The sequence below is a fragment of the Pseudomonas sp. Q2-TVG4-2 genome (assembly GCF_013620795.1).
Classification (GTDB): domain Bacteria; phylum Pseudomonadota; class Gammaproteobacteria; order Pseudomonadales; family Pseudomonadaceae; genus Stutzerimonas.
Window position 1 is genome coordinate 377897 of record NZ_LGLW01000005.1, and the last position, 21318, is coordinate 399214.

At 58.2% G+C, this 21318-nt stretch carries 18 protein-coding genes and 1 pseudogene; 3 read left to right on the forward strand and 16 right to left on the reverse strand.

Annotated features, from left to right (window positions below):
* Nucleotides 1-30: 30 nt before the first annotated feature.
* From htpG to sdhC, 15 genes are all read right to left on the reverse strand, one after another.
* Nucleotides 31-1938 carry a molecular chaperone HtpG gene (htpG, locus tag H3028_RS12895; protein WP_181297392.1) on the reverse strand — a complete coding sequence of 636 codons (1908 nt, stop codon included), beginning with the start codon at nucleotides 1936-1938 and terminating at the stop codon, nucleotides 31-33.
* A gap of 131 nt (nucleotides 1939-2069) precedes the next feature.
* Nucleotides 2070-3320, reverse strand: a complete 1251-nt coding sequence (locus tag H3028_RS12900; RefSeq protein WP_181297393.1) for an MFS transporter — start codon at nucleotides 3318-3320, stop codon at nucleotides 2070-2072.
* A gap of 42 nt (nucleotides 3321-3362) precedes the next feature.
* The gene (locus H3028_RS12905; protein WP_168423906.1) at nucleotides 3363-3809 is read right to left on the reverse strand and encodes a PaaI family thioesterase; all 447 of its coding nucleotides are present in this window, start codon (nucleotides 3807-3809) and stop codon (nucleotides 3363-3365) included.
* Nucleotides 3806-4264, reverse strand: coding sequence for a PaaI family thioesterase (locus H3028_RS12910; protein ID WP_181297394.1), 459 nt, complete (start codon nucleotides 4262-4264; stop codon nucleotides 3806-3808). The genes H3028_RS12905 and H3028_RS12910 overlap by 4 nt, the downstream gene beginning before the upstream one ends.
* Nucleotides 4265-4320: 56 nt before the next feature.
* Nucleotides 4321-5046, reverse strand: a complete 726-nt coding sequence (locus H3028_RS12915) for a DUF599 domain-containing protein (RefSeq protein ID WP_181297395.1) — start codon at nucleotides 5044-5046, stop codon at nucleotides 4321-4323.
* A gap of 75 nt (nucleotides 5047-5121) precedes the next feature.
* Entirely contained in the window at nucleotides 5122-6447 is a 1326-nt protein-coding gene (brnQ, locus tag H3028_RS12920; protein ID WP_181297396.1) for a branched-chain amino acid transport system II carrier protein, read from the reverse strand.
* Between the two features lie 278 nt (nucleotides 6448-6725).
* Nucleotides 6726-7613 carry a succinate--CoA ligase subunit alpha gene (sucD, locus tag H3028_RS12925; RefSeq protein ID WP_181297397.1) on the reverse strand — a complete coding sequence of 296 codons (888 nt, stop codon included), beginning with the start codon at nucleotides 7611-7613 and terminating at the stop codon, nucleotides 6726-6728.
* Nucleotides 7613-8779 (reverse strand): ADP-forming succinate--CoA ligase subunit beta, encoded by a 1167-nt coding sequence (gene sucC / locus H3028_RS12930; protein ID WP_181297398.1) that lies wholly within the window; start codon nucleotides 8777-8779, stop codon nucleotides 7613-7615. Before sucC ends, sucD begins: the two co-directional genes overlap by 1 nt.
* 178 nt (nucleotides 8780-8957) lie before the next feature.
* On the reverse strand, nucleotides 8958-10394 hold the full coding sequence (gene lpdA, locus H3028_RS12935; protein ID WP_181297399.1) for a dihydrolipoyl dehydrogenase: 1437 nt from the start codon (nucleotides 10392-10394) through the stop codon (nucleotides 8958-8960).
* 96 nt (nucleotides 10395-10490) lie between these two features.
* Entirely contained in the window at nucleotides 10491-11714 is a 1224-nt protein-coding gene (gene odhB, locus H3028_RS12940) for a 2-oxoglutarate dehydrogenase complex dihydrolipoyllysine-residue succinyltransferase (protein ID WP_181297400.1), read from the reverse strand.
* 68 nt (nucleotides 11715-11782) lie between these two features.
* Complete coding sequence (locus tag H3028_RS12945) at nucleotides 11783-14614, reverse strand: 2-oxoglutarate dehydrogenase E1 component (RefSeq protein WP_181297401.1); 2832 nt, start codon at nucleotides 14612-14614, stop codon at nucleotides 11783-11785.
* Nucleotides 14615-14904: 290 nt separating this feature from the next.
* On the reverse strand, nucleotides 14905-15609 hold the full coding sequence (locus tag H3028_RS12950) for a succinate dehydrogenase iron-sulfur subunit (protein WP_181297402.1): 705 nt from the start codon (nucleotides 15607-15609) through the stop codon (nucleotides 14905-14907).
* Between the two features lie 10 nt (nucleotides 15610-15619).
* On the reverse strand, nucleotides 15620-17392 hold the full coding sequence (gene sdhA, locus H3028_RS12955; protein ID WP_181297403.1) for a succinate dehydrogenase flavoprotein subunit: 1773 nt from the start codon (nucleotides 17390-17392) through the stop codon (nucleotides 15620-15622).
* Between the two features lie 3 nt (nucleotides 17393-17395).
* Nucleotides 17396-17764, reverse strand: a complete 369-nt coding sequence (gene sdhD, locus H3028_RS12960; RefSeq protein ID WP_168423917.1) for a succinate dehydrogenase, hydrophobic membrane anchor protein — start codon at nucleotides 17762-17764, stop codon at nucleotides 17396-17398.
* Nucleotides 17758-18132, reverse strand: coding sequence for a succinate dehydrogenase, cytochrome b556 subunit (gene sdhC / locus H3028_RS12965; protein WP_181297404.1), 375 nt, complete (start codon nucleotides 18130-18132; stop codon nucleotides 17758-17760). The genes sdhD and sdhC overlap by 7 nt, the downstream gene beginning before the upstream one ends.
* 362 nt (nucleotides 18133-18494) lie before the next feature.
* Here sdhC and gltA point away from each other — a divergent pair, with 362 nt between their 5' ends.
* Nucleotides 18495-19766 (forward strand): citrate synthase, encoded by a 1272-nt coding sequence (gene gltA, locus H3028_RS12970; RefSeq protein WP_042924517.1) that lies wholly within the window; start codon nucleotides 18495-18497, stop codon nucleotides 19764-19766.
* 334 nt (nucleotides 19767-20100) lie between these two features.
* Here gltA and H3028_RS12975 read toward each other — a convergent pair whose 3' ends face one another.
* On the reverse strand, nucleotides 20101-20352 hold the full coding sequence (locus H3028_RS12975) for a YkgJ family cysteine cluster protein (RefSeq protein ID WP_181297405.1): 252 nt from the start codon (nucleotides 20350-20352) through the stop codon (nucleotides 20101-20103).
* Nucleotides 20353-20496: 144 nt separating this feature from the next.
* Here H3028_RS12975 and H3028_RS12980 point away from each other — a divergent pair.
* Together H3028_RS12980 and H3028_RS12985 are read left to right on the forward strand one after the other, a co-directional pair.
* Nucleotides 20497-20837: pseudogene (locus tag H3028_RS12980) on the forward strand (DMT family protein).
* Between the two features lie 115 nt (nucleotides 20838-20952).
* Nucleotides 20953-21234, forward strand: a complete 282-nt coding sequence (locus H3028_RS12985; RefSeq protein WP_181297406.1) for a pyrimidine/purine nucleoside phosphorylase — start codon at nucleotides 20953-20955, stop codon at nucleotides 21232-21234.
* Nucleotides 21235-21318 lie beyond the last annotated feature (84 nt).

Sequence of the window (21318 nt, forward strand, 5' to 3'; positions counted from 1 at the left end):
AGTGACGGGCCTTTTGTACGCGCTGCTGGGTTACGCGGAAAGCTCAACCAGCAGCTTGTTCAGACGCTGCACATAGGCTGCCGGATCCTTGAGGCTGTCGCCGGCGGCCAGCGCGGCCTGATCGAAGAGGATGTGCGACAGGTCAGCGAAGCGATCCTCGTCCGGCTCGGCGTCCAGCTTCTCGATCAAAGGATGCTGAGGGTTGATCTCGAAGATCGGCTTGGAGTCCGGTACCTTCTGCCCGCTAGCTTCTAGAATCTGGCGCATCTGCAGCCCCAGGTCCTGCTCACCGATTGCGAGAATCGCCGGAGAGTCGGTCAGGCGGTGCGATACCCGCACTTCAGCCACCGCGTCACCCAGCGCGGTCTTGAGGCGCTCGACCAGGCCTTCCTTGGTCTTGGCGATTTCTTCTTGGGCCTTCTTGTCCTCTTCCGAGTCCAGCTTGCCGAGATCCAGATCACCGCGTGCGACGTCCACGAACTGCTTGCCATCGAACTCAGTGAGATAACTCATCAGCCATTCGTCGATGCGGTCGGTGAGCAGCAGCACCTCGATGCCCTTCTTGCGGAACACCTCCAGGTGCGGGCTGTTCTTAACCTGTGCATACGATTCGCCGGTGAGGTAGTAGATCTTGTCCTGGCCCTCCTTGACGCGCCCGAGATAATCGGCCAGCGAAACGCTCTGCTCGCCTGAAGCATCCTGGGTAGAGGCGAAGCGCAGGAGACCGGCGATCTTCTCCTTGTTAGCGAAATCTTCCGCCGGGCCTTCCTTGAGAACCTGACCGAACTGCTTCCAGAAGTTCTTGTAGTCCTCCGGCTTGTCCTTGGCCAGTTTGTCCAGCATGTCCAGCACACGCTTGGTAAGCGCCGATTTCATCGAATCGATGACCGGATCCTTTTGCAGGATTTCACGCGAAACGTTCAGCGACAGGTCATTGGAGTCGATTACGCCCTTGATGAAGCGTAGGTACAGCGGAAGGAACTCGTCCGCCTGATCCATGATGAACACGCGCTGCACGTATAACTTGAGGCCCTTGGGCGCCTCACGCTGGTACAGATCGAACGGTGCGCGGCCCGGTACATAAAGCAGCGAGGTGTATTCGAGCTTGCCTTCGACCTTGTTGTGGCTCCAGGCAAGCGGGTTCTCGAAATCGTGGCCGACGTGCTTGTAGAACTCCTGATATTCCTCGTCCTTGATCTCGGTACGCGGACGCGTCCAGAGCGCGCTGGCGCGGTTGACAGTTTCCCACTCGGGTTCTGCCGGCTTGTCCTGCTCCTCGCCATGGCTCTCCTTCGGCAGCTCGATCGGCAGGGCAATATGGTCGGAGTATTTCTTGATGATGTTGCGCAGGCGCCAACCATCGGCGAACTCTTCTTCACCTGACTTCAGGTGCAGCACGATGCGAGTCCCACGTTCCGGCTTGTCGATGTTGGCAACTTCGAAGTCGCCCTCGCCTTTCGATGACCAGTACACGCCTTCTTCGGCAGGTGTGCCCGCACGACGGCTGAACACTTCCACCTGGTCGGCGACGATGAATGCGGAGTAGAAGCCAACACCGAACTGGCCGATCAGGTGCGAATCCCTCTTCTGGTCGCCCGTGAGGTGCTTCATGAACTCGGCGGTACCGGATTTGGCGATGGTACCGAGATGGGTGATGACATCCTCTCGGTTCATGCCAATGCCGTTGTCGTCGAGCGTGACGGTCTTGGCATCCTTGTCGAAGCTGACACGGATCCGCAGCTCAGCACCGCCCTCGAGCAGCTCGGGCTTGGCCAGCGCTTCGAAACGCAGTTTGTCAGCCGCATCCGATGCGTTTGAAATCAGCTCGCGAAGAAAGATTTCCTTGTTTGAATACAAGGAATGAATCATCAGGTGAAGCAGTTGCTTCACTTCGGTCTGGAAGCCCAGGGTTTCTTTGTTTTGAGTCTCCACACTCATCGTCTTGCAAACTCCACATCGTCAATGGCACGGACCGCGATTGCGGTAATGACAAGCAGATGGGGGCTGGATGCGCGAATTCAAGGGGCGCTCGCCAGGCAGTTCGAGCGCGTCACTCGATTCGCCTGGCCCTATGGCTCGAGCAATTCAAGCAGGACGATATCGCCCGGGGCGAGATTGTAGATGGCTTCTCCTGGGCCTTTCAGCATTCGCCGGATCGCCACGTTGCCGTCGCGATCAATGCCGGCAAACCGGCCTTCCGCCACCCCGCCACGCTCTGTATGCGCTCGCATTTGCAGATGCTCGTACCGTGCTGGATTGCGCAGCAACCGCGCCAGCGTAAAGCGCTGCCGACGGTCGATGCGAGATGACGAGGTATCGTCCGGGGGCGCTTCTGGTTGGATGGAGGAGACTTTTGGCTGCTTTTCGATTTCTGCAGGCAACGGCGGGTAGGTGTCGTCGTCTACCACCCAGCCTTGATCGCCCTTGTGGATGTTCAGTTCGAAACGGCTGGGCGCACCCTTCACCTTCGCTTGCACCGAAATCATCATTGCCAAGGCAGGGAAGCTGACCGGAGCCAGCGACTCGATGGCTACCGCTCGCGTCGCGAAACGTCGCTGCAGATGGTCTTTGGCCAGATACATAAGCGTATCGGCCGAGTCGTGGGCCAGATCCACCTGCCCCTCGCGGTAGCGCAGGTCGTCAGTGAACAGCTCGACATGGCCGCTAAGGCTCGTGTGGTAATGCATCGGCAGAACCAGGTGAAAGTCGCCGACCAGCTTATTCGGTGGCACCGGCTGCAACTCCAGATGCAGGGTGTACCCACTTTGGATTCTGCGCGCTTCAGGGAGCTCCTGCTCCGGCCGCATCCAGCTGATCTCGATCTCTGGGACCGGATTGATATCCTGGGGAAGCACATCGGCCTGCAAAGCGCCAGGCGGTGTCGCCCCGAGCCGAATGCGTACTTCTTGCCTGGCAAACAGGCCGTCACCTTCTCGCAGCGTCAGCATGCCATCCATGAGTTTACCGACCTGAGGGTTGAATGGGCGACCATCGAGCTGACCGTGTAGGCGGATAGCCAAGTGGCGGTTCCGGGCCAGCTCATCCGGCTCGAGCCATTTCAGGCTGGCGATCGCCGCCATTCGTTCCGGATCATGGTTGGCGAGCAGAGTGAATCCGACTACCAATGGAATAAACCCCAGCCCTGCCAGGCCGGCGGCCTTTCGAGCCGTATGCCAGTGTCGGATTACATACAACAATGTAACCGGAGGGAGTAGGCTTCCAACGCCCCACAACAGGCCCGTACCGAAGGCGAGAACGATCAACCAGACGAGCCCGGCCACTATCAGAAGCAGCCCGCCCAGTATCAGCAACGCATCCATTCAACACCCTTGAGAAATCTGTAGAGGCAGCCGCCAGACGTATCAGGGCTCGTTGACCTTGAAGTGGCAACGGGCAGTGGCGATAGGCTCGGCCTGATTCGTTTGCCAGGCCGTAACAGCAACGTTCGCTACACGACGCCCCTGGCGCCAGACCTGACAGGCGGCAAAGGTGTCACGATAGTGACCCGCCCGAAGATAATCTATCGAGAAGTCGATGATTTTGGGCAAATGTGGCGCCCCCATGAACATCAATAAATGAAGCATCGCTGCGTGCTCCATGAAGCCGGCAATCACCCCTCCATGGATAGCCGGGAGCGTGGGATTTCCGATGTTGTCTTGGTTTTTCGGTAGCCGGAACACCATGTCGTCGCCCAGCCTCAAGCATTCGATGCCGATGAGTCTGGCGTACGGCACCATCTGTAAAAGCGCATCGTAGTTGTTGCTGGCGTGGGCCTCGCTGACCAGCGTATCAAGATCCAGACTGCTCACTGAGGCACCCCCGACTCCGATACCTGGGCGCTCTTGCCCATGCGCATAAACGCCCCCACGACATGCGCGATCGGCTCGTTGATATCGCGCTGGTATGCCACGCCACGTGTGAAAATCACGGTGGGCGTTACTCGGTAGCACTCGGCAAAGCCGAACACATCATGGTTCGGTTCCGCCGGATGCATGTAGTCAATGCGTAGATCCAGCGTCGGGCAAATTTCCAGTTCGGGCAGTGCACATGCCGTTGAAATGCCACAGGTGGTATCCATCAACGTGGTAATCGCGCCACCGTGGATGCGTCCGCTGTCTGGATTACTGACGATCTTCTCGCTGTAAGGAAGGCGCAGCGTGAGCCCATTAGCATTGGCGTGTTCGACGGTCATGCCGAGCACCTGACAGTGGCGTAACAGGGAAAGGAAGCGCTGGGTACGCTCCAGTATCAGACTATCGCTCATGCGAACTCTCGAATCGGAATCAAGCCGGGCAGTTTAACCTGCGTCGACGGAGGGCCCTATTCCTTGGGGCTGTCGACAGGCAAGGTTGGCGTAAACACCATCACCTCAAGCACATCGGAATGGAATTCGCGACGATACAGAATCAGTACCACTCCTGCCGTTACCCCCATGAAGAACCAGGGGTGAACAAACCAGGCCAGTGTGGCCATGCCGAAATAATAAGCACGCAGGCCGAAATTGAACTGGTTGGCCGCCATCGAAATGACCCGTGCCGCGCGTTCGGCGAAGGACTTGCGCTCCTGGTCGCTGACGTTGCGCTCGCCAGCCATGGGCGCCGAGGCGACCAGCACAGCGGCAAAGTTGTATTGCCGCATGCACCAGCTGAAGGTAAAGAAGGCATAAACAAAGACGACAGCCAATGCGAGCAGCTTGATCTCGGAAAGGCCCCGGCTAACGGGCTGGGCGAAGGGAAGATCAGCCAACAGCGAGACCGCTCGGTCGGAGGCGCCCAGTGCAGTGAGAACACCGGCCAGAATGATCAGCGTGCTGGAAGCGAAGAAGCTGGCATTACGCTCGAGATTGCCGATCACGTTGGCGTCGGCGATCCGGTTGTCACGCAACAGCATGCGGCGCATCCAATCCTGACGGTATAAGTGCAACACGCTGGCCAGACAGGCAGTATCCCTGCCGCGCCAACTGGCGTACCGCGTATACCCGACCCAGCAAAGAATGAACCAGACGACAGCGATCAGGTGCGGTAGAAGATGACTCGGAATAGACATAAAAGCCCCCGGGATACGCGCACCTGATTATAGCCAGATAATGCTCGTGATCCCTGCGTTTCAGCGGGATCGGTTTCAGCGCGCGCTCGTTCCACGGCTGGCCCGGGCGATGCCAAGCAACCGATCAACAGCAAAGGCGACCGCCAGAGTCACCAATACCGGTATCAGCCAGCCCATGCTTTGGGCCGCCAGCGGCAAAGCCTTAAATCGTTCGGGTACCAGCTCGGTGAAACCGGCCGCAGAGAGACCATCGGCGACGCCGAACACGAGTGTCACCGCCATCACCGGAGCGAACACCCGGCTCGGCGAGACCCACCAGCGGTCAAGCAGGCTCAGCGCCACCAGCATGATCGCCAGCGGATAAAGCCCGACCAGCACCGGCACCGACACACTGATCAATTGAGTAAGCCCCTGGTTCGACACCGCCAGGCTGAACAGTGTGAACACGATCACCACCGTGCGATAGCTGACTGGAACCAGGCTGCTGAAAAACTCGCCACAGGCGGTGGTCAGCCCGACCGCAGTGGTCAAGCATGCCAAGGTGATCACCACTGCCAGCAATAAGCTGCCGGTGGTACCGAATGTGTGCTGTACATAAGTGGTCAGGATCTGCACGCCGTTCTGCGCATCACCCGCGATGCCCTGGCTGGTGGCGCCGAGATAGAAAAGTGCCAGGTAAACGAGCGAAAGCCCTACGGCCGCGATGGCTCCAGCGATCATCGAATAGCGGGTTACGAGCACAGGCTCCGATACACCGCGATCACGGATGGCCGTGGCGATCACAATACCGAATACCAAGGCACCCAGCGTATCCATCGTCAGATAGCCTTCGAGAAAGCCTTTGAGCAACGGGCCATTGCGGTAGCTTTCGGCGGTACTGCCGATCTCGCCGGCCGGGGCGAATAAAGCGGCCCCGCCCAGTACCAGCAACGCCGCGAGAAGTACCGGCGTGATGAACTTGCCGATCCGGTTGACCAGCTGGCCGGGATTCAGCACTAGAAACAGCGTGGCCGCGAAAAACAAGACCGTATAAACGAGCAGCGGCGTGGCCGAATCTCCGGTAAACGGTGCGACCCCCATTTCGAACGAGACCACGGCAGTGCGCGGCGTCGCGAATAGAGGGCCGATTGCAAGATAAACCGCAACCGCCAGCAGCGTTCCGGCGACACGCCCCAGCGGTGCAGTCAGCCTGTCCATCCCACCGCCCACTCGTGCCAGCGCCACCACTGTCAGCAGCGGCAAGCCGACACCTGTCAGCAAGAAGCCCACCGCTGCGAGCCAGATGGATTGCCCTGCGGCCAACCCGGCGCTGGGCGGGAAAATGATATTACCCGCGCCAAGAAATAGCGCGAATGTCATGAATCCAAGAGCCAGCAGATCCAGGCCTTTCAATCGAGTCATTTGGTTAGTCACCACCGCAAGAGGGGTTCTGGTACGGCGAACGCACCCAGGCGTGCTTTCCCGGCGCGATTCCCTGTCGAGCCGCCCAAGAAAAAAGGACGCACCTTAATGGAATTCCCCCTTTGGAGCGAGGGCTAGGGGTCTTTGGGGCAAAGACGGCACAAAGACACTGCCTCGAAGCTAGCCCGGCGCTGCTGAAGCCAGACAAAAAACCGGCCGCAAAAACAAAAAAAAGCCAGTCAGACACCTGACTGGCATTTATATCGCAGGTGGAAGAATCAGCCCTGCTTGACTTCCCAGCCGGTCAGTTCCGCAAGCGCCTTGCCGATATCGGCAAGCGAACGCACGGTCTTCACACCCGCGTCCTGCAGGGCTGCGAACTTCTCGTCAGCAGTACCCTTGCCACCGGAAATGATCGCACCAGCATGCCCCATGCGCTTGCCGGCAGGCGCAGTCACGCCAGCAATGTAGGAAACAACCGGCTTGGTCACGTTGGCCTTGATATAGGCCGCGGCCTCCTCCTCAGCGGAGCCACCGATCTCACCGATCATCACGATCGCTTCGGTCTGCGGGTCTTCCTGGAACAACTTGAGGATGTCGATGAAGGTCGAACCGGGGATCGGGTCACCACCGATGCCGACGCAGGTGGACTGACCGAAACCGGCGTCAGTGGTCTGCTTGACCGCTTCGTACGTCAATGTGCCGGAACGCGAAACGATACCGACCTTGCCGGGCAGGTGAATGTGGCCAGGCTGGATACCGATCTTGCATTCGCCGGGAGTGATGACGCCCGGGCAGTTCGGCCCGATCAGGCGAACGCCCAGTTCGTCACACTTGATCTTCACTTCGAGCATGTCGAGGGTTGGGATGCCTTCGGTGATGCAGACGATCAGCTTGACGCCACCGAACGCCGCTTCGAGGATGGAGTCTTTGCAGAACGGCGCCGGCACGTAGATGACGGAAGCTTCAGCACCGGTAGCCGCCACGGCTTCCTTGACGGTGTTGAATACCGGCAGGCCAAGGTGAGTAGTGCCGCCTTTGCCCGGCGTGACGCCGCCGACCATCTTGGTACCGTACTCAATAGCCTGTTCGGAGTGGAAGGTGCCCTGCGAGCCGGTAAAGCCCTGGCAGATGACCTTGGTGTCTTTATTGATCAGGACGCTCATTATTTGCCCTCCGCGGCTTTGACGACTTGAATGGCCGCATCGGTCAGGCTGGTCGCACCGATGATGTTCAGACCACTTTCACCCAGCATCTTTGCGCCAAGTGCGGCATTGTTACCTTCCAGGCGAACGACCACCGGCACTTTCACACCGACTTCCTTGACCGCGCCGATAATACCTTCAGCGATCATGTCGCAGCGGACGATGCCACCGAAGATGTTGACCAGAACAGCAGCGACATTTTCATCGGAGAGAATGATCTTGAACGCCTCGGTCACGCGCTCTTCGGTAGCGCCGCCGCCGACGTCAAGGAAGTTGGCTGGCTTGCCGCCATGCAGGTTGACGATATCCATGGTGCCCATGGCCAGGCCTGCACCGTTGACCATGCAGCCGATGTTGCCATCGAGCGCCACGTAGTTCAGTTCCCACTTGGCCGCGTGCGCTTCGCGAGGATCATCCTGAGAAGGGTCCTGCATGCCGCGCAGCTTGGGCTGGCGATAGATAGCGTTGCTGTCGATGTTCAGCTTGGCATCCAGGCAATGCAGGTTGCCATCTTTCTTGATGACCAGCGGATTGACTTCCAGCAGCGCCAGGTCGTAATCGACGAAGAGCTTGCCCAGTCCTACGAATATGTGCACGAACTGCTTGACCTGGTCGCCTTTCAGGCCCAGCTGGAAAGCCAGCTCGCGACCCTGGAACGGCTGCGCGCCAACCAATGGATCAATCGTGGCTTTGAGGATTTTCTCAGGGGTATCGTGAGCGACCTTCTCGATGTCCACGCCACCTTCGGTAGAAGCCATGAACACGACCCGGCGAGTGGCGCGATCAACCACGGCGCCCAGGTACAGCTCCTTGTCGATGTCGGTGCAGGCTTCAACGAGAATCTTACTGACCGGTTGGCCGTTGGCGTCGGTCTGGTAGGTCACCAGGCGCTTGTCCAGCCATTGCTCGGCAAAAGCGCGGGCTTCGTCCTTGCTACGCACGAGCTTGACACCACCCGCTTTACCGCGACCGCCGGCATGCACTTGGGCCTTGACCACCCACTCGGTACCGCCAATTCTGTCGCATGCCTCGGCCGCTTCCTTCGGACTATCGACTGCGTAGCCCTTGGAAACTGGCAATCCGTACTCGGCAAACAGTTGCTTACCCTGATATTCGTGAAGATTCATCTTAGCTACCGTTCGGTTTGATGTGCATCAGACGTTGCATGTATGCCGCGTCGCCTCAAGTCGCTGAAAACTATCGAAAACACCTTTCAGAGACCTGTCATACCTTGTCTTGAAGGTATCGACGGCTTGCGACGTTCCCAGAGAAACGAGGCAAGCCGTCCTTTCTACCGCAGCGCTGTTAACGCTTCTTGCGGTTGGCAATGTGAATAGCATGGCCATTCACTGCCAGTGCTGCTTCATGCAGCGCTTCGGACATGGTCGGGTGCGAGAACACCATCATGCCCAGGTCTTCGGCACTGGTGCCGAACTCCATGCCGATCGCGCCTTGCTGTACCAATTCGGCTGCAGCCGGCCCCATCACGTGAACACCAAGAACACGGTCAGTCTTCGCATCGGCAATTACTTTGACCAGACCAGCGGTGTCGTTAGCAGCCATCGCACGGCCGCTCGCGGCGAACGGGAAGGTGCCGACGTTGATCTCAACGCCCTCACCTTTCAGAGCCTGCTCAGTTTTGCCGACCCACGCGATTTCCGGGTGGGTATAGATGACAGACGGAACCAGGTCGTAGTTCATTTGCGATTTGTGACCCGCGATGCGTTCGGCCACCATCACGCCCTCTTCCGAGGCCTTGTGCGCCAGCATCGCACCACGAACCACGTCACCGATGGCATAAACGCCCGGGACGCTGGTAGCGCAGTAATCGTCAACGAAGATGAAGCCACGCTCGTCCATATCGACACCGGCATCAGCCGCCAGCAGGTCGGTGGTCACCGGACGACGGCCAACCGCAACGATCAGCTTGTCGAAGGTTTGCTGCTGCTCGCCCTCGGCATTAGTGAAGTTGACAGTGACCTGGTCGCCCTTCACTTCGGAACCGGTAACGCGCGCGCCCAGCAGGATCTTCAGGCCCTGCTTGCTTAGAATCTTGAACGCTTCCTTGGAGATCTGCTCGTCAGCGGCCGGTAGGAACTTGTCCATCGCTTCCAGCACGGTAACTTCAGCGCCCAGGCGCGCCCATACCGAACCCAGCTCCAAACCGATCACACCAGCGCCGATAACGCCCAGCTTGGCCGGAACGGTCTGGAAGTCCAGCGCACCGGTGGAGTCGACGATAATGTTCTGATCGACCGGCGCAGGCGGAATGTCCACCGGCTTGGAGCCGGAGGCGAGAATTACATGGTCGGCGCCCAGCACCTGAGTATTGCCATCGAGCCCAGTGACTTCGACCTGCTTGCCGCTGAGCAGCTTGCCGTGACCTTCAAAAACGGTCACACCGTTCGCTTTCATCAGTCCCGCAACGCCACCCGTGAGGTTTTTGACGATCTGGTCCTTGCGGGCAACCATGGCCGGAACGTCCATGGCCACTTCACCAGTGCTGATACCGTGCACCTTGAAGCTCTCATGGGCCTCGTGAAACTTGTAGGAGCTGTCCAGCAGCGCCTTGGATGGAATGCACCCGACGTTCAAACAAGTGCCCCCAAGAGCGGTCTTGCCTTCCTTGCCTTGATATTTTTCGATGCAGGCAGTCTTCAGGCCCAGCTGCGCCGCGCGAATGGCTGCTACATAACCGCCGGGGCCGGCACCGATGACGACGACGTCGAATTTCTGGCTCATTGCGAATCCTCTTGAGTACGTGCAGCAAAAGTCAAAAGGCCGCAATCAGCAAGCCCGGCTTCCGCCTAGCTTGTCGACCGCAGCCCGTGACGCTTGTTAGATGTCCAGCAGCAGACGGGCCGGATCTTCCAGCAGGTTCTTGATGGTCACCAGGAAGCTGACCGCTTCCTTACCGTCGATCAGACGATGATCGTAGGACAGCGCTAGGTACATCATTGGTCGGATGACCACCTGACCGTTGACTGCCATTGGACGTTGCAAAATGTTGTGCATGCCCAGAATGGCGGCCTGCGGCGGGTTGACGATCGGGGTCGACATCATCGAACCGAAAGTACCGCCGTTGGTGATGGTGAACGTGCCACCCGTCATTTCATCGATCGACAGCTTGCCATCACGAGCCTTCTTACCGAAGGTGGCGATGCCGCTTTCAACTTCGGCCAGGTTCATCAGCTCCGCATTGCGCAGCACTGGCACAACCAGACCACGGTCACTGGAGACGGCGACACCGATGTCCTGATAGCCGTGGTAAACGATGTCAGTGCCGTCGATAGAAGCATTGACCGCCGGGAAGCGCTTCAGCGCCTCGACGGAAGCCTTGACGAAGAAGGACATGAAGCCCAGGCGCACGCCGTTGTGCGTTTTCTCGAACAGGTCCTTGTACTTCGAACGCAGGGCCATGACTTCGGTCATGTCGACTTCGTTGAAGGTAGTCAGCATCGCCATGTTCGACTGTGCTTCGACCAGACGCTCGGCAACCTTAGCGCGCAGGCGGGTCATCGGCACGCGCTTCTCGGTGCGATCACCGGCAGCAGCGACAGGTGCAGTGGCGGCGCTGGCGGCAGGCTTGGCCGCAGCGGGCGCGGACTTCTTGGCTTCGATGGCGGCAACCAGATCTTCCTTGGTGACGCGACCGTCTTTACCGGTGCCTTTGACACTGTTGGGGTCGATACCATTCTCTTCGGCAAGCTTGCGCGCGGCCGGCGCGAGGATGGCATCTTCACCCCCGCCAGCGGGCGCTGCTGCCGCAGCGGCAGGAGCGGCAGGAGCGGCAGGAGCTTCGGCCGGAGCAGCGCTGGCGGTAGCGCCGGCTTCTAACTTGCCGAGCAGCTCACCGCTGAGCACCGTGTCACCTTCGTTCTTGACGATCTCAGTCAGAACACCGTCCGCTTCGGCCAGTACTTCCATTACGACTTTGTCGGTCTCGATGTCGACGATCAGTTCGTCACGCTTGACCGCTTCGCCCGGCTGCTTATGCCAGGTGGCAACGGTGCCGTCAGCAACCGATTCCGGAAATTGGGGGGCTTTAATCTCGATAGCCATTAGCTGGGTCCTATTTGATTCGGTTTCTACATCGAGGCCGCGTTATCGCGGCCTCTTGCGGGAGCGATTTAAATGGTGAACGCGTCCTGCAGCAGCTTTTCCTGCTGCTCGGCATGCATGGAGGCGTAGCCGACTGCAGGCGCAGCAGAAGCTTCACGACCCGCGTATTGCAGGAACAGCTCCTTCTTGTGCGCGACGGCGACACGACGCATGTGATGCTGGCTGCAATACCATGCGCCCTGGTTCATCGGCTCTTCTTGACACCAGACGATGCTCTTGAGGTTCTGGTACGGTGCAAGCACTTCGGCCAGATCGTCTTCCGGGAACGGGTAAAGCTGCTCGAGACGAATGACCGCGATATCTTCACGGCCTTCGTTGCGGCGCTTGTCCAGCAGATCGTAGTAGACCTTGCCACTGCACATGACTAAGCGTTCGACTTTGCTCGGCTCGATCTGATCGGTTTCCGGAATTACAGTCAGGAACGAGCCCTGAGTCAGCTCCTCCAGCGTCGAAGTCGCCAACTTGTGACGCAGCAACGACTTCGGCGTCAGGGCCACCAGCGGCTTGCGCAGCGGACGGATCGCCTGCCGACGCAGCATGTGGTAGACCTGTGCCGGCGTGGTCGGCACGCAGACCTGAATGTTGTGCTCCGCGCACAGCTGCAGGTAGCGCTCCAGACGAGCGGATGAATGCTCCGGACCCTGTCCTTCGTAGCCGTGCGGCAGCAGCATGGTCAGACCGCAAAGGCGACCCCACTTGTGCTCACCGCTCGTGATGAACTGGTCGATGACGACCTGTGCACCGTTGGCGAAGTCACCGAACTGAGCTTCCCAGACTACAAGCGCGTTGGGCATGGTGGTGGCATAACCGTATTCGAACGCAAGCACGGCCTCTTCCGATAGGAAGGAGTCGTAGAGATCGAAGCGCGGCTGTCCTTCATACAGATGCTGCAGCGGAATGTACGTGCTGCCGTCTTTCTGGTTGTGCAGCGCGGCATGGCGATGCGAGAAGGTGCCGCGGCCCACATCCTGACCACTGATGCGCACCGGATGACCTTCGAACAACAGGGTCGCGTAGGCCAGTGTCTCGGCATAGCCCCAGTTGATTGCCAGGGCACCGGCCCCCATCTTCTGACGATCTTCGAGAATTTTGGAGACCTGACGCTGTACGACGAAGCCTTCTGGGATCGCCAGCATTTTGCCGGACAATTCCTGGAGGGCCTTCAGGTCGAAACGCGTATCGTGGCGGGCGGTCCAGGCATGACCCAGGTACGGACGCCAGTCAACGAAGAGCTCCTTGTTAGGTTCCTTGACCAGGCTCTTGACCACGTGCAAACCATTGTCCAGAGCGGTTCGATATTCATCGACCTTGCCTTGGACCTGAGCCTCTTCCAGCACTTTCGATTGGATCAGCGAATCGGCGTAGAGCTCGCGAGTGGTGCGCTGCTTGGCGATCTTCTGATACATGAGCGGCTGGGTGCCGCTCGGCTCGTCAGCTTCGTTGTGGCCGCGACGACGGTAGCAGATCAGGTCGATGACGATGTCGCGCTTGAACTGCATGCGATAATCGACGGCCAGCTGCGTGATGAACAGAACAGCCTCGGGATCATCTGCGTTCACATGAAAGATCGGCGCCTGAATCATCTTCGCAACGTCGGTCGCGTACTCGGTGGAACGCGCATCTTCCTGCTTGTTCGTAGTAAAACCGACCTGGTTGTTGATCACGATCCGGATGGTACCGCCCGTGCGATAGGCACGAGTCTGGGACATCTGGAAGGTTTCCATCACCACGCCCTGACCCGCTACAGCCGCATCACCGTGAATAGTGACTGGCAACACCTTGTCACCAATCGAATCACAACGGCGGTCCTGACGGGCACGAACGGAGCCCTCCACCACTGGCGATACGATTTCGAGGTGAGACGGATTGAACGCCATCGCCAAGTGGATTTCTCCACCTGGGGACATCACGTTCGAGGAGAAGCCTTGGTGATACTTGACGTCACCAGAGCTGAGCCCTTCGACCTTCTTGCCTTCGAACTCGTCGAAGAGGTCGCGCGGGTTTTTGCCGAAGGTGTTGACCAGCACGTTGAGTCGGCCGCGGTGGGCCATGCCGATAACGATTTCCTTGGTGCCGTACGAGCCGGAACGCTGGATGATTTCGTCTAGCAGCGGAATCAGACTCTCGCCGCCTTCCAGGCCGAAGCGCTTCGTCCCTGGATATTTGGTACCCAGGTACTTCTCAAGGCCTTCGGCCGCAGTCAGACGCTCGAGCAGATGGCTTTTGATTTCCGGCGAGAAGGCCGGACGCCCACGGACGCTTTCCAGGCGCTGGATGAACCAATTGCGCTGATCTGAATCGACGATATGGGTGAATTCAGCACCGATGGTGCGGCAATATGTCTCTTGCAGCGCCTGGTGTATATCACGCAAGGTGGCCTGATCTTTGCCCATGGCAAGGTCGCCGGTACGGAAAACCGTATCCAGGTCGGCGTCGGTCAAGCCATAGTTGTTAATGGCCAGATCAGCTGGCGCTGGGCGCTGTTGCAAGCCGAGCGGATCGAGCTGTGCAGCCTGATGGCCGCGCATCCGGTACGCCTGGATCAGACGCAGAACTTCGACCTGCTTCTTCTCATGCTCGCTACTGACGCTGCCTGCCGAAACAGGCTGGGCACGACGCTGGTTCTTGGCCAGCAGGACGAAGTGATCGCGAATTGTCGAATGCGATACGTCGGCCGCAGCCCCGCCACTCACGGGCAGCTTCTGGAAGTAGGTGCGCCACTCTTCGGGCACAGCGTTGGGATCGTGCAGGTAGAGCTCATAAAGCTCTTCCACATAGGCAGCGTTACCACCGGATAGGTGGGCACTGTCCCACATGCGCTGCATTACGCTTTCTTGCATGTCTGGTCACCTTCGATAAGGAGACACCACCAGCGTGGAGACCGCAGCATGACTTCCCAAGTTCTGAAGCAGCGACCCAGGTAAAGCCACTACGGACCGCGCAGATAGTTTCCGAGAACCACCCCGGATGCTCCTGCTGGTCATCAAATTTTCAGAGCGAAACCCCCGCTTTGTGAGCTGGGATTCCTACTAAGACTACGGCGCCGAGCTTGAACTACGGCGCCGTAGGTGTCGCGGTGAAGCATTACCGGCCCGCGATTACGCGAATAATCACAGGCACCCATGGCACATCAGGTTGCGCTCTGCAGCAGCATGTTGCGCACGTGACCAATTGCCTTGGTCGGGTTCAACCCTTTCGGGCAAACGCTCACGCAGTTCATGATGCCGCGGCAGCGGAACACACTGAACGGATCGTCCAGCGCAGCCAGACGGTTCTCGGTCTCAGTATCGCGGCTATCGGCCAGGAAACGGTAGGCCTGAAGCAGCGCAGCGGGGCCAAGGAACTTGTCCGGGTTCCACCAGAAGGACGGGCAGCTGGTCGAGCAGCAAGCGCACAGGATGCACTCGTACAGACCGTCAAGCTTCTCGCGATCTTCCGGGCTTTGCAGACGTTCGATAGCCGGAGCCGGCGTATCGTTCATCAGATAAGGGCGAACCTTCTCGTACTGCTTATAGAAGATGCCCATATCAACGGCCAAGTCACGAATAACTGGCAAACCAGGCAGCGGACGCACCACCAGCTTGTTGCCTTTGACCACAGCCGACAGCGGCGTGATGCAGGCAAGACCGTTCTTACCGTTCAGGTTCATGCCGTCGGAGCCGCAGACCCCTTCGCGGCAGGAGCGACGATAGGAGAAACCTTCGTCCTGCTCTTTGATGAGAGCCAGCACGTCCAGCACCATCAGGTCTTTACCATCGGTATTGACCTGGAAGTCCTGCATGTACGGCTTTTCGTCTGTATCCGGGTTGTAGCGATAAACGCTCACTTGCAACATATCGTCGACCTCAGTAAGTCCGGACCTTGGGTTCGAAAGTCGGAACTGTCTTCGGAGAGAAGTTCACGGCACGCTTGGCTACACGCTTCTCACCTGGGAAGTACAGGGTGTGGCACAGCCAGTTTTCGTCATCACGCTCTTCAAAATCTTCGCGGGCATGGGCACCGCGGGACTCCTTGCGGTTCTCTGCAGCAATCGCAGTCGCTTCTGCCACTTCGAGCAGGTTCTGCAGCTCCAGCGCTTCGATACGCGCGGTGTTGAAGGCCTGGCTCTTGTCAGAAATCTTGACCGTAGCGATGCGCTGGCGCAGATCGGCCAGCTGAGCGATGCCTTTCTGCATGTACTCACCCGTACGGAACACACCGAAGTAGTTCTGCATGCAGCTTTGCAGCTCTTTGCGCAACGAAGCGACGTCTTCGCCAGCGGTCCGCTCGTTCAGCGACGCCAGCCGATTCAGGGCCACGTCCAGATCGGTTTCGGTAGCACCGCGATGCTCGATACCATCCTTTAGTGCCTTTTCCAGATGCAGACCTGCCGCGCGGCCGAATACAACCAGATCCAATAGCGAGTTTCCGCCGAGGCGGTTGGCGCCATGCACGGATACGCAAGCCACTTCGCCGACCGCAAACAGCCCGTCGATGATCTTGTCGTTGCCGTTGGTGTCCTGAGTTATGGCCTGACCATGAATGTTGGTGGCAATACCACCCATCATGTAATGGCAGGTCGGAACCACAGGAACCGGGGCAGTGACCGGATCGACGTGAGCAAATGTCTTCGACAGCTCGCAGATACCCGGCAGGCGGCTATGCAGCACTTCCTCGCCCAGGTGATCGAGCTTCAGCATCACATGATCGCCATCCGGACCGCAGCCATTGCCGGCCAGGATTTCCTTAACCATGGAGCGAGCAACGACGTCACGACCAGCCAGGTCCTTCGCGTTCGGAGCATAACGCTCCATGAAACGCTCACCATGCTTGTTGATCAGGTAGCCACCCTCGCCACGGCAACCTTCGGTTACCAGCACGCCAGCACCAGCGATACCAGTCGGGTGGAACTGCCACATTTCGATGTCCTGGACCGGCACACCGGCACGCAGCGCCATACCGATACCGTCGCCAGTATTGATCAGGGCGTTAGTCGTCGAAGCGTAGATACGGCCCGCGCCGCCGGTAGCCAGAACCACGGCCTTGGAACGGATATAGACCGTTTCGCCGTTTTCTATGCAGATCGCGATGATGCCAACGATGGCGCCATCCTGGTTCTTCACCAGATCCACGCCATACCATTCATTAAGGAAGGAAGTGCCCGCCTTAAGGTTTGCCTGGTACAAGGTGTGCAGCAGTGCATGGCCAGTACGGTCAGCGGCAGCACAGGTACGTGCAGCCTGACCACCTTTACCGTAGTCCTTCGACTGACCACCGAACGGACGCTGATAGATACGACCTTGCTCGGTACGGGAAAAGGGCAAGCCCATGTGCTCCAGCTCGAACACGGCCTCGGGGCCAACGGAACACATGTATTCAATAGCGTCCTGGTCACCGATGTAATCGGAACCCTTGACGGTATCGTACATGTGCCAGCGCCAATCATCGTTCGGGTCGGCCGAAGCAATGGCGCAGGTGATGCCGCCTTGAGCAGAAACGGTATGCGAACGGGTCGGGAACACCTTGGTCACTACCGCAGTTTTATGGCCACCCTGGGCCAACTGCAGCGCAGCGCGCATGCCCGCGCCGCCGCCACCAATAATGATGGCGTCATAAGAAAGAGTACGAATGCTAGCCATGGATCAGATACCCCAAAGAATCTGCACACCCCAGACGAAGAACGTGAACATGGCGATGCCACACACTGCCTGGAAGAGGAAACGCACACCGGTAGCCCACTTACCGATTGCCATGTTGGTCAGGTAGTCAGTGGAAATCGTCCACATACCAACCCATGCATGCACGCTCAGGGCGACCAGCGCCAGAAGGCTGAAAATGCGCATCCAGGTGGCCGAGAACAGCTCCTGCCACTGGGCGTATTCCAGCCCTGGATTCACAACTAGGTATCCGATCAGGAAAAGAAAATAAGCCGCGAGAACCACTGCAGAAACGCGCTGAGCCATCCAGTCGTAAAGGCCCGAACGGGAAAAGTTCGTGACGTTGGTTACCATATCCACACTCCCGCCAGCACGATCAGCACCGCCGAAACGGCCAGAACGATTTTCGAGCCCAGCTTGCCGCCTTCCAGCGTCTCACCATGCCCTGTGTCCATGATCAGGTGACGCACGCCGGCCACCAGGTGATACAACAATGCAGACAGCAGCACCCAGATCACCAACTTAGCCAACGGACTGCCGATATACGCCTTTACTTCTTCAAAGCCTTCGGCAGAAGAAAGCGATGCATCCAGCGCAAGCAGCAGAATGGCCACACCTACAAACAGGACCACGCCGGAAACGCGGTGAAGGATCGAGGTGTAAGCAGTGATAGGGAGTTTTATTGTCCTAAGATCTAGGTTTACAGGTCGTTGGCTTTTCACGGCTTTGTTTCACACTTGAGAGCCCCAAAAACGCAGGGCAAGTTGTTGGGAAGAGCACGCAGCGGTACCCGCCACCCACGAGTGACAACCCACAGGAAACTGCCTGTTAGGCCCCTGCCGGTCGGTCGCCGAGTATAAACAGTTAGGTCGCTAATGACAATGTGGTGAAGTGCCACTAAAGGCGCATGGCGCCCCTGATTACAAATGCCGTAAATAGGCTTTTCTGTGTTGCGAATTCACCCGTAAACCCCCTCCGCTGCAGGCGGCCCGCGCAAATTGACTTTGAGATTTATCTCACTATAGTGATGCGGGCCCTGCGTGGGGGGCCATGATGATTCCAAGCATAAGACAGGAGGCCATACATGGCTGACAACAAAGCGCAGTTGATCATCGAAGGCGCAGACGCCATCGAACTGCCCGTTTTAACCGGCACCGTAGGGCCTGACGTAATCGATGTACGAGGCTTGACCTCCACGGGTCGCTTCACTTTCGACCCCGGCTTCATGTCCACCGCCTCTTGCGAATCCAAGATCACCTACATTGATGGTGATAAAGGCATTCTGCTGCACCGCGGTTACCCGATCGAACAGCTGGCCGAAAAATCCGATTACCTCGAGACCTGCTACCTCCTGCTGAATGGCGAGCTGCCGACCGCCGAAGAAAAGGCGAAGTTCATCAGCACCGTAAAGAACCACACCATGGTTCACGAGCAGCTCAAATCGTTCCTCAACGGCTTTCGTCGCGATGCGCACCCGATGGCCATCATGTGCGGCGTTGTCGGCGCACTCTCGGCCTTCTATCACGACTCGCTGGACATCAACGACCCGCACCACCGCGAAATTTCCGCCGTACGCCTGGTCGCCAAAATGCCAACCCTGGCGGCGATGGTTTACAAGTACTCCATGGGTCAGCCGATGATGTATCCGCGCAACGACCTGAACTACGCTGAAAACTTCCTGCACATGATGTTCAACACACCCTGTGAAGTGAAGCCGATCAGCCCCGTTCTGGCCAAAGCGATGGATCGTATCTTCATCCTCCACGCAGACCATGAGCAGAACGCCTCCACCTCCACTGTTCGCCTGGCGGGCTCCACCGGCGCCAACCCCTTCGCCTGTATCGCTGCTGGCATCGCAGCGCTCTGGGGTCCGGCACATGGCGGTGCGAACGAAGCCGTTCTCACCATGCTGGACGAAATCGGCGATGTATCGAACATCGAGAAGTTCCTGGCCAAGGCCAAGGATAAAAACGATCCGTTCAAGCTGATGGGCTTCGGTCACCGTGTCTACAAGAACTTCGACCCTCGCGCCAAGGTCATGAAGCAGACCTGCGACGAAGTGCTGGGCGAGCTGGGCATCAACGATCCGCAGCTTGAGCTGGCGATGAAGCTGGAAGAGATCGCACTGAACGATCCCTACTTCGCCGAGCGCAACCTGTACCCGAACGTTGACTTCTACTCGGGCATCATCCTCAAGGCGATCGGCATTCCGACCAGCATGTTCACCGTGATCTTCGCCCTGGCCCGCACGGTCGGCTGGATCTCGCACTGGAAGGAAATGATCGCAATGGGCCAGAAGATCGGCCGCCCGCGTCAACTATACACCGGTCATCCCCAGCGCGATCTGCAGCGCTGAGGCTTAGCCGGAAACACAAGAAAGGCCGCCGACTAGGCGGCCTTTTTTGTCTGTGTGTCCCGTTTTTGTCTCTGTGCCCCGCTCTGAATAAAATTTATCAGAGGAGCGCTGTAACGCTCGCGGGCAGCAACTATCAGTTGACCTCCCATAGCGTCGCAGAGAGCTATATCGGTGAGCCTAACCTCTCTCGTCGTTAGATACACACCCAACCGGATCAGCACGAAGCACTTCGCTTTTGTGGAAGGCCCTCTCGGCGCGAAGCTCTCCCTACTTGCAGACGATCACCACGCTTGCGTGCGTAGTACCGCGCCAGTGCGCATGACCCCAATCACCATCACCCAGTTGCCTGCTCCAGCCAGCCGAGCAATCGAATCGCATCCTGTCGGCTATCACCACAGACCAGAGCGCCCGCCTGAAAGGCGACACAAACAGCAGGGCGCGACGGCTGGCCAAATAACTGACAAAGATTCTGTTCAGAAAGATGCAGACAACGCTCTCCAGCTGGCTTTCCAAAAGGCATGCCTGGAATTGGTGAGCTGATAGAAGGAGCGATACAACAGGCACCACAACCGGGACGGCAATCCATTTCAATCATCCGAAATGAAAAATGGGGCGGCGATAATAATGGCAGCTCGAGCAAAAGGCACTAGCACTACCAGACGCCCACTAGGCTACTTGCGACACCATTCGGTGACCCAATAGGATCTGCCATCGCCTGGAGTAACATCTCATGCCCATCTGGCATCAGACTGCCGCCCTACTCTGCGCCTCTAACCTGTTCATGACTTTCGCTTGTACGGCCATCTCAAGCCCCTCAATGGCAAGCCCTGGTTAGTCGCCGCTTTGATCAGCTGATGCATCGCATTGTTCGAATACCTGATCATGGTGCCGGCCAACCGCATCGGCTACACCGAGCTGTCAATCGAGCTACTGAAGATCATGCAAGAAGTTATCACCCTCGCCATATTCGTACTGTTCAGCGTGCTGTATATGCAGCAGCCAATAAAACTCGACTACCTGTGGGCCGGGCTGTGTCTGCCAGGTGCTTTCTATTTTATTTTTCACTCGTGAGCGGCGCCTACAACGCATAGAGGCGGTAGCCCACTTCGAAGCGCCGGCGCCTGATGACGCCATCACACCGCTTCGGCATACTGGCCGCCCTTTTCCGCACCCTTAGAGGTTTCAAATGTTCAAGGTCAACGAATACTTCGACGGCACCGTCAAATCCATCGCGTTCGACATGGAAGCCGGTCCGGCCACGATTGGGGTCATGGCGCCTGGCGATTACGAGTTCGGCACCAATCAGCTGGAAGTCATGCATGTAGTCGCCGGCAGCCTGGATGTGAAACTGCCGGGAAGCGAGCGCTATGAAACCTTCGGCGCAGGCAGTCAGTTCACCGTGCCGGCCAACAGCAAGTTTCAGCTGAAAGTCGCGGCAGATACGGCATACTTGTGTGAGTACCGGTAAGCGAAAGGCACTTACACCGGTGACCGGGCCAGCCATCATGGTGAATGGGTAAAGCGTCATCCCTACTCAGGCCTTTCACCACCA

Excerpts from the sequence above, each read along its gene's own strand:
- htpG (WP_181297392.1), bottom strand. The coding sequence starts at position 1,938 with ATGAGTGTGGAGACTCAAAACAAAGAAACCCTGGGCTTCCAGACCGAA.
- H3028_RS12900 (WP_181297393.1), bottom strand. The coding sequence starts at position 3,320 with ATGGATGCGTTGCTGATACTGGGCGGGCTGCTTCTGATAGTGGCCGGG.
- H3028_RS12910 (WP_181297394.1), bottom strand. The coding sequence starts at position 4,264 with ATGAGCGATAGTCTGATACTGGAGCGTACCCAGCGCTTCCTTTCCCTG.
- H3028_RS12915 (WP_181297395.1), bottom strand. The coding sequence starts at position 5,046 with ATGTCTATTCCGAGTCATCTTCTACCGCACCTGATCGCTGTCGTCTGG.
- brnQ (WP_181297396.1), bottom strand. The coding sequence starts at position 6,447 with ATGACTCGATTGAAAGGCCTGGATCTGCTGGCTCTTGGATTCATGACA.
- sucD (WP_181297397.1), bottom strand. The coding sequence starts at position 7,613 with ATGAGCGTCCTGATCAATAAAGACACCAAGGTCATCTGCCAGGGCTTT.
- sucC (WP_181297398.1), bottom strand. The coding sequence starts at position 8,779 with ATGAATCTTCACGAATATCAGGGTAAGCAACTGTTTGCCGAGTACGGA.
- lpdA (WP_181297399.1), bottom strand. The coding sequence starts at position 10,394 with ATGAGCCAGAAATTCGACGTCGTCGTCATCGGTGCCGGCCCCGGCGGT.
- odhB (WP_181297400.1), bottom strand. The coding sequence starts at position 11,714 with ATGGCTATCGAGATTAAAGCCCCCCAATTTCCGGAATCGGTTGCTGAC.
- H3028_RS12945 (WP_181297401.1), bottom strand. The coding sequence starts at position 14,614 with ATGCAAGAAAGCGTAATGCAGCGCATGTGGGACAGTGCCCACCTATCC.
- H3028_RS12950 (WP_181297402.1), bottom strand. The coding sequence starts at position 15,609 with ATGTTGCAAGTGAGCGTTTATCGCTACAACCCGGATACAGACGAAAAG.
- sdhA (WP_181297403.1), bottom strand. The coding sequence starts at position 17,392 with ATGGCTAGCATTCGTACTCTTTCTTATGACGCCATCATTATTGGTGGC.
- sdhD (WP_168423917.1), bottom strand. The coding sequence starts at position 17,764 with ATGGTAACCAACGTCACGAACTTTTCCCGTTCGGGCCTTTACGACTGG.
- gltA (WP_042924517.1), top strand. The coding sequence starts at position 18,495 with ATGGCTGACAACAAAGCGCAGTTGATCATCGAAGGCGCAGACGCCATC.
- H3028_RS12975 (WP_181297405.1), bottom strand. The coding sequence starts at position 20,352 with ATGGATTGCCGTCCCGGTTGTGGTGCCTGTTGTATCGCTCCTTCTATC.
- H3028_RS12985 (WP_181297406.1), top strand. The coding sequence starts at position 20,953 with ATGTTCAAGGTCAACGAATACTTCGACGGCACCGTCAAATCCATCGCG.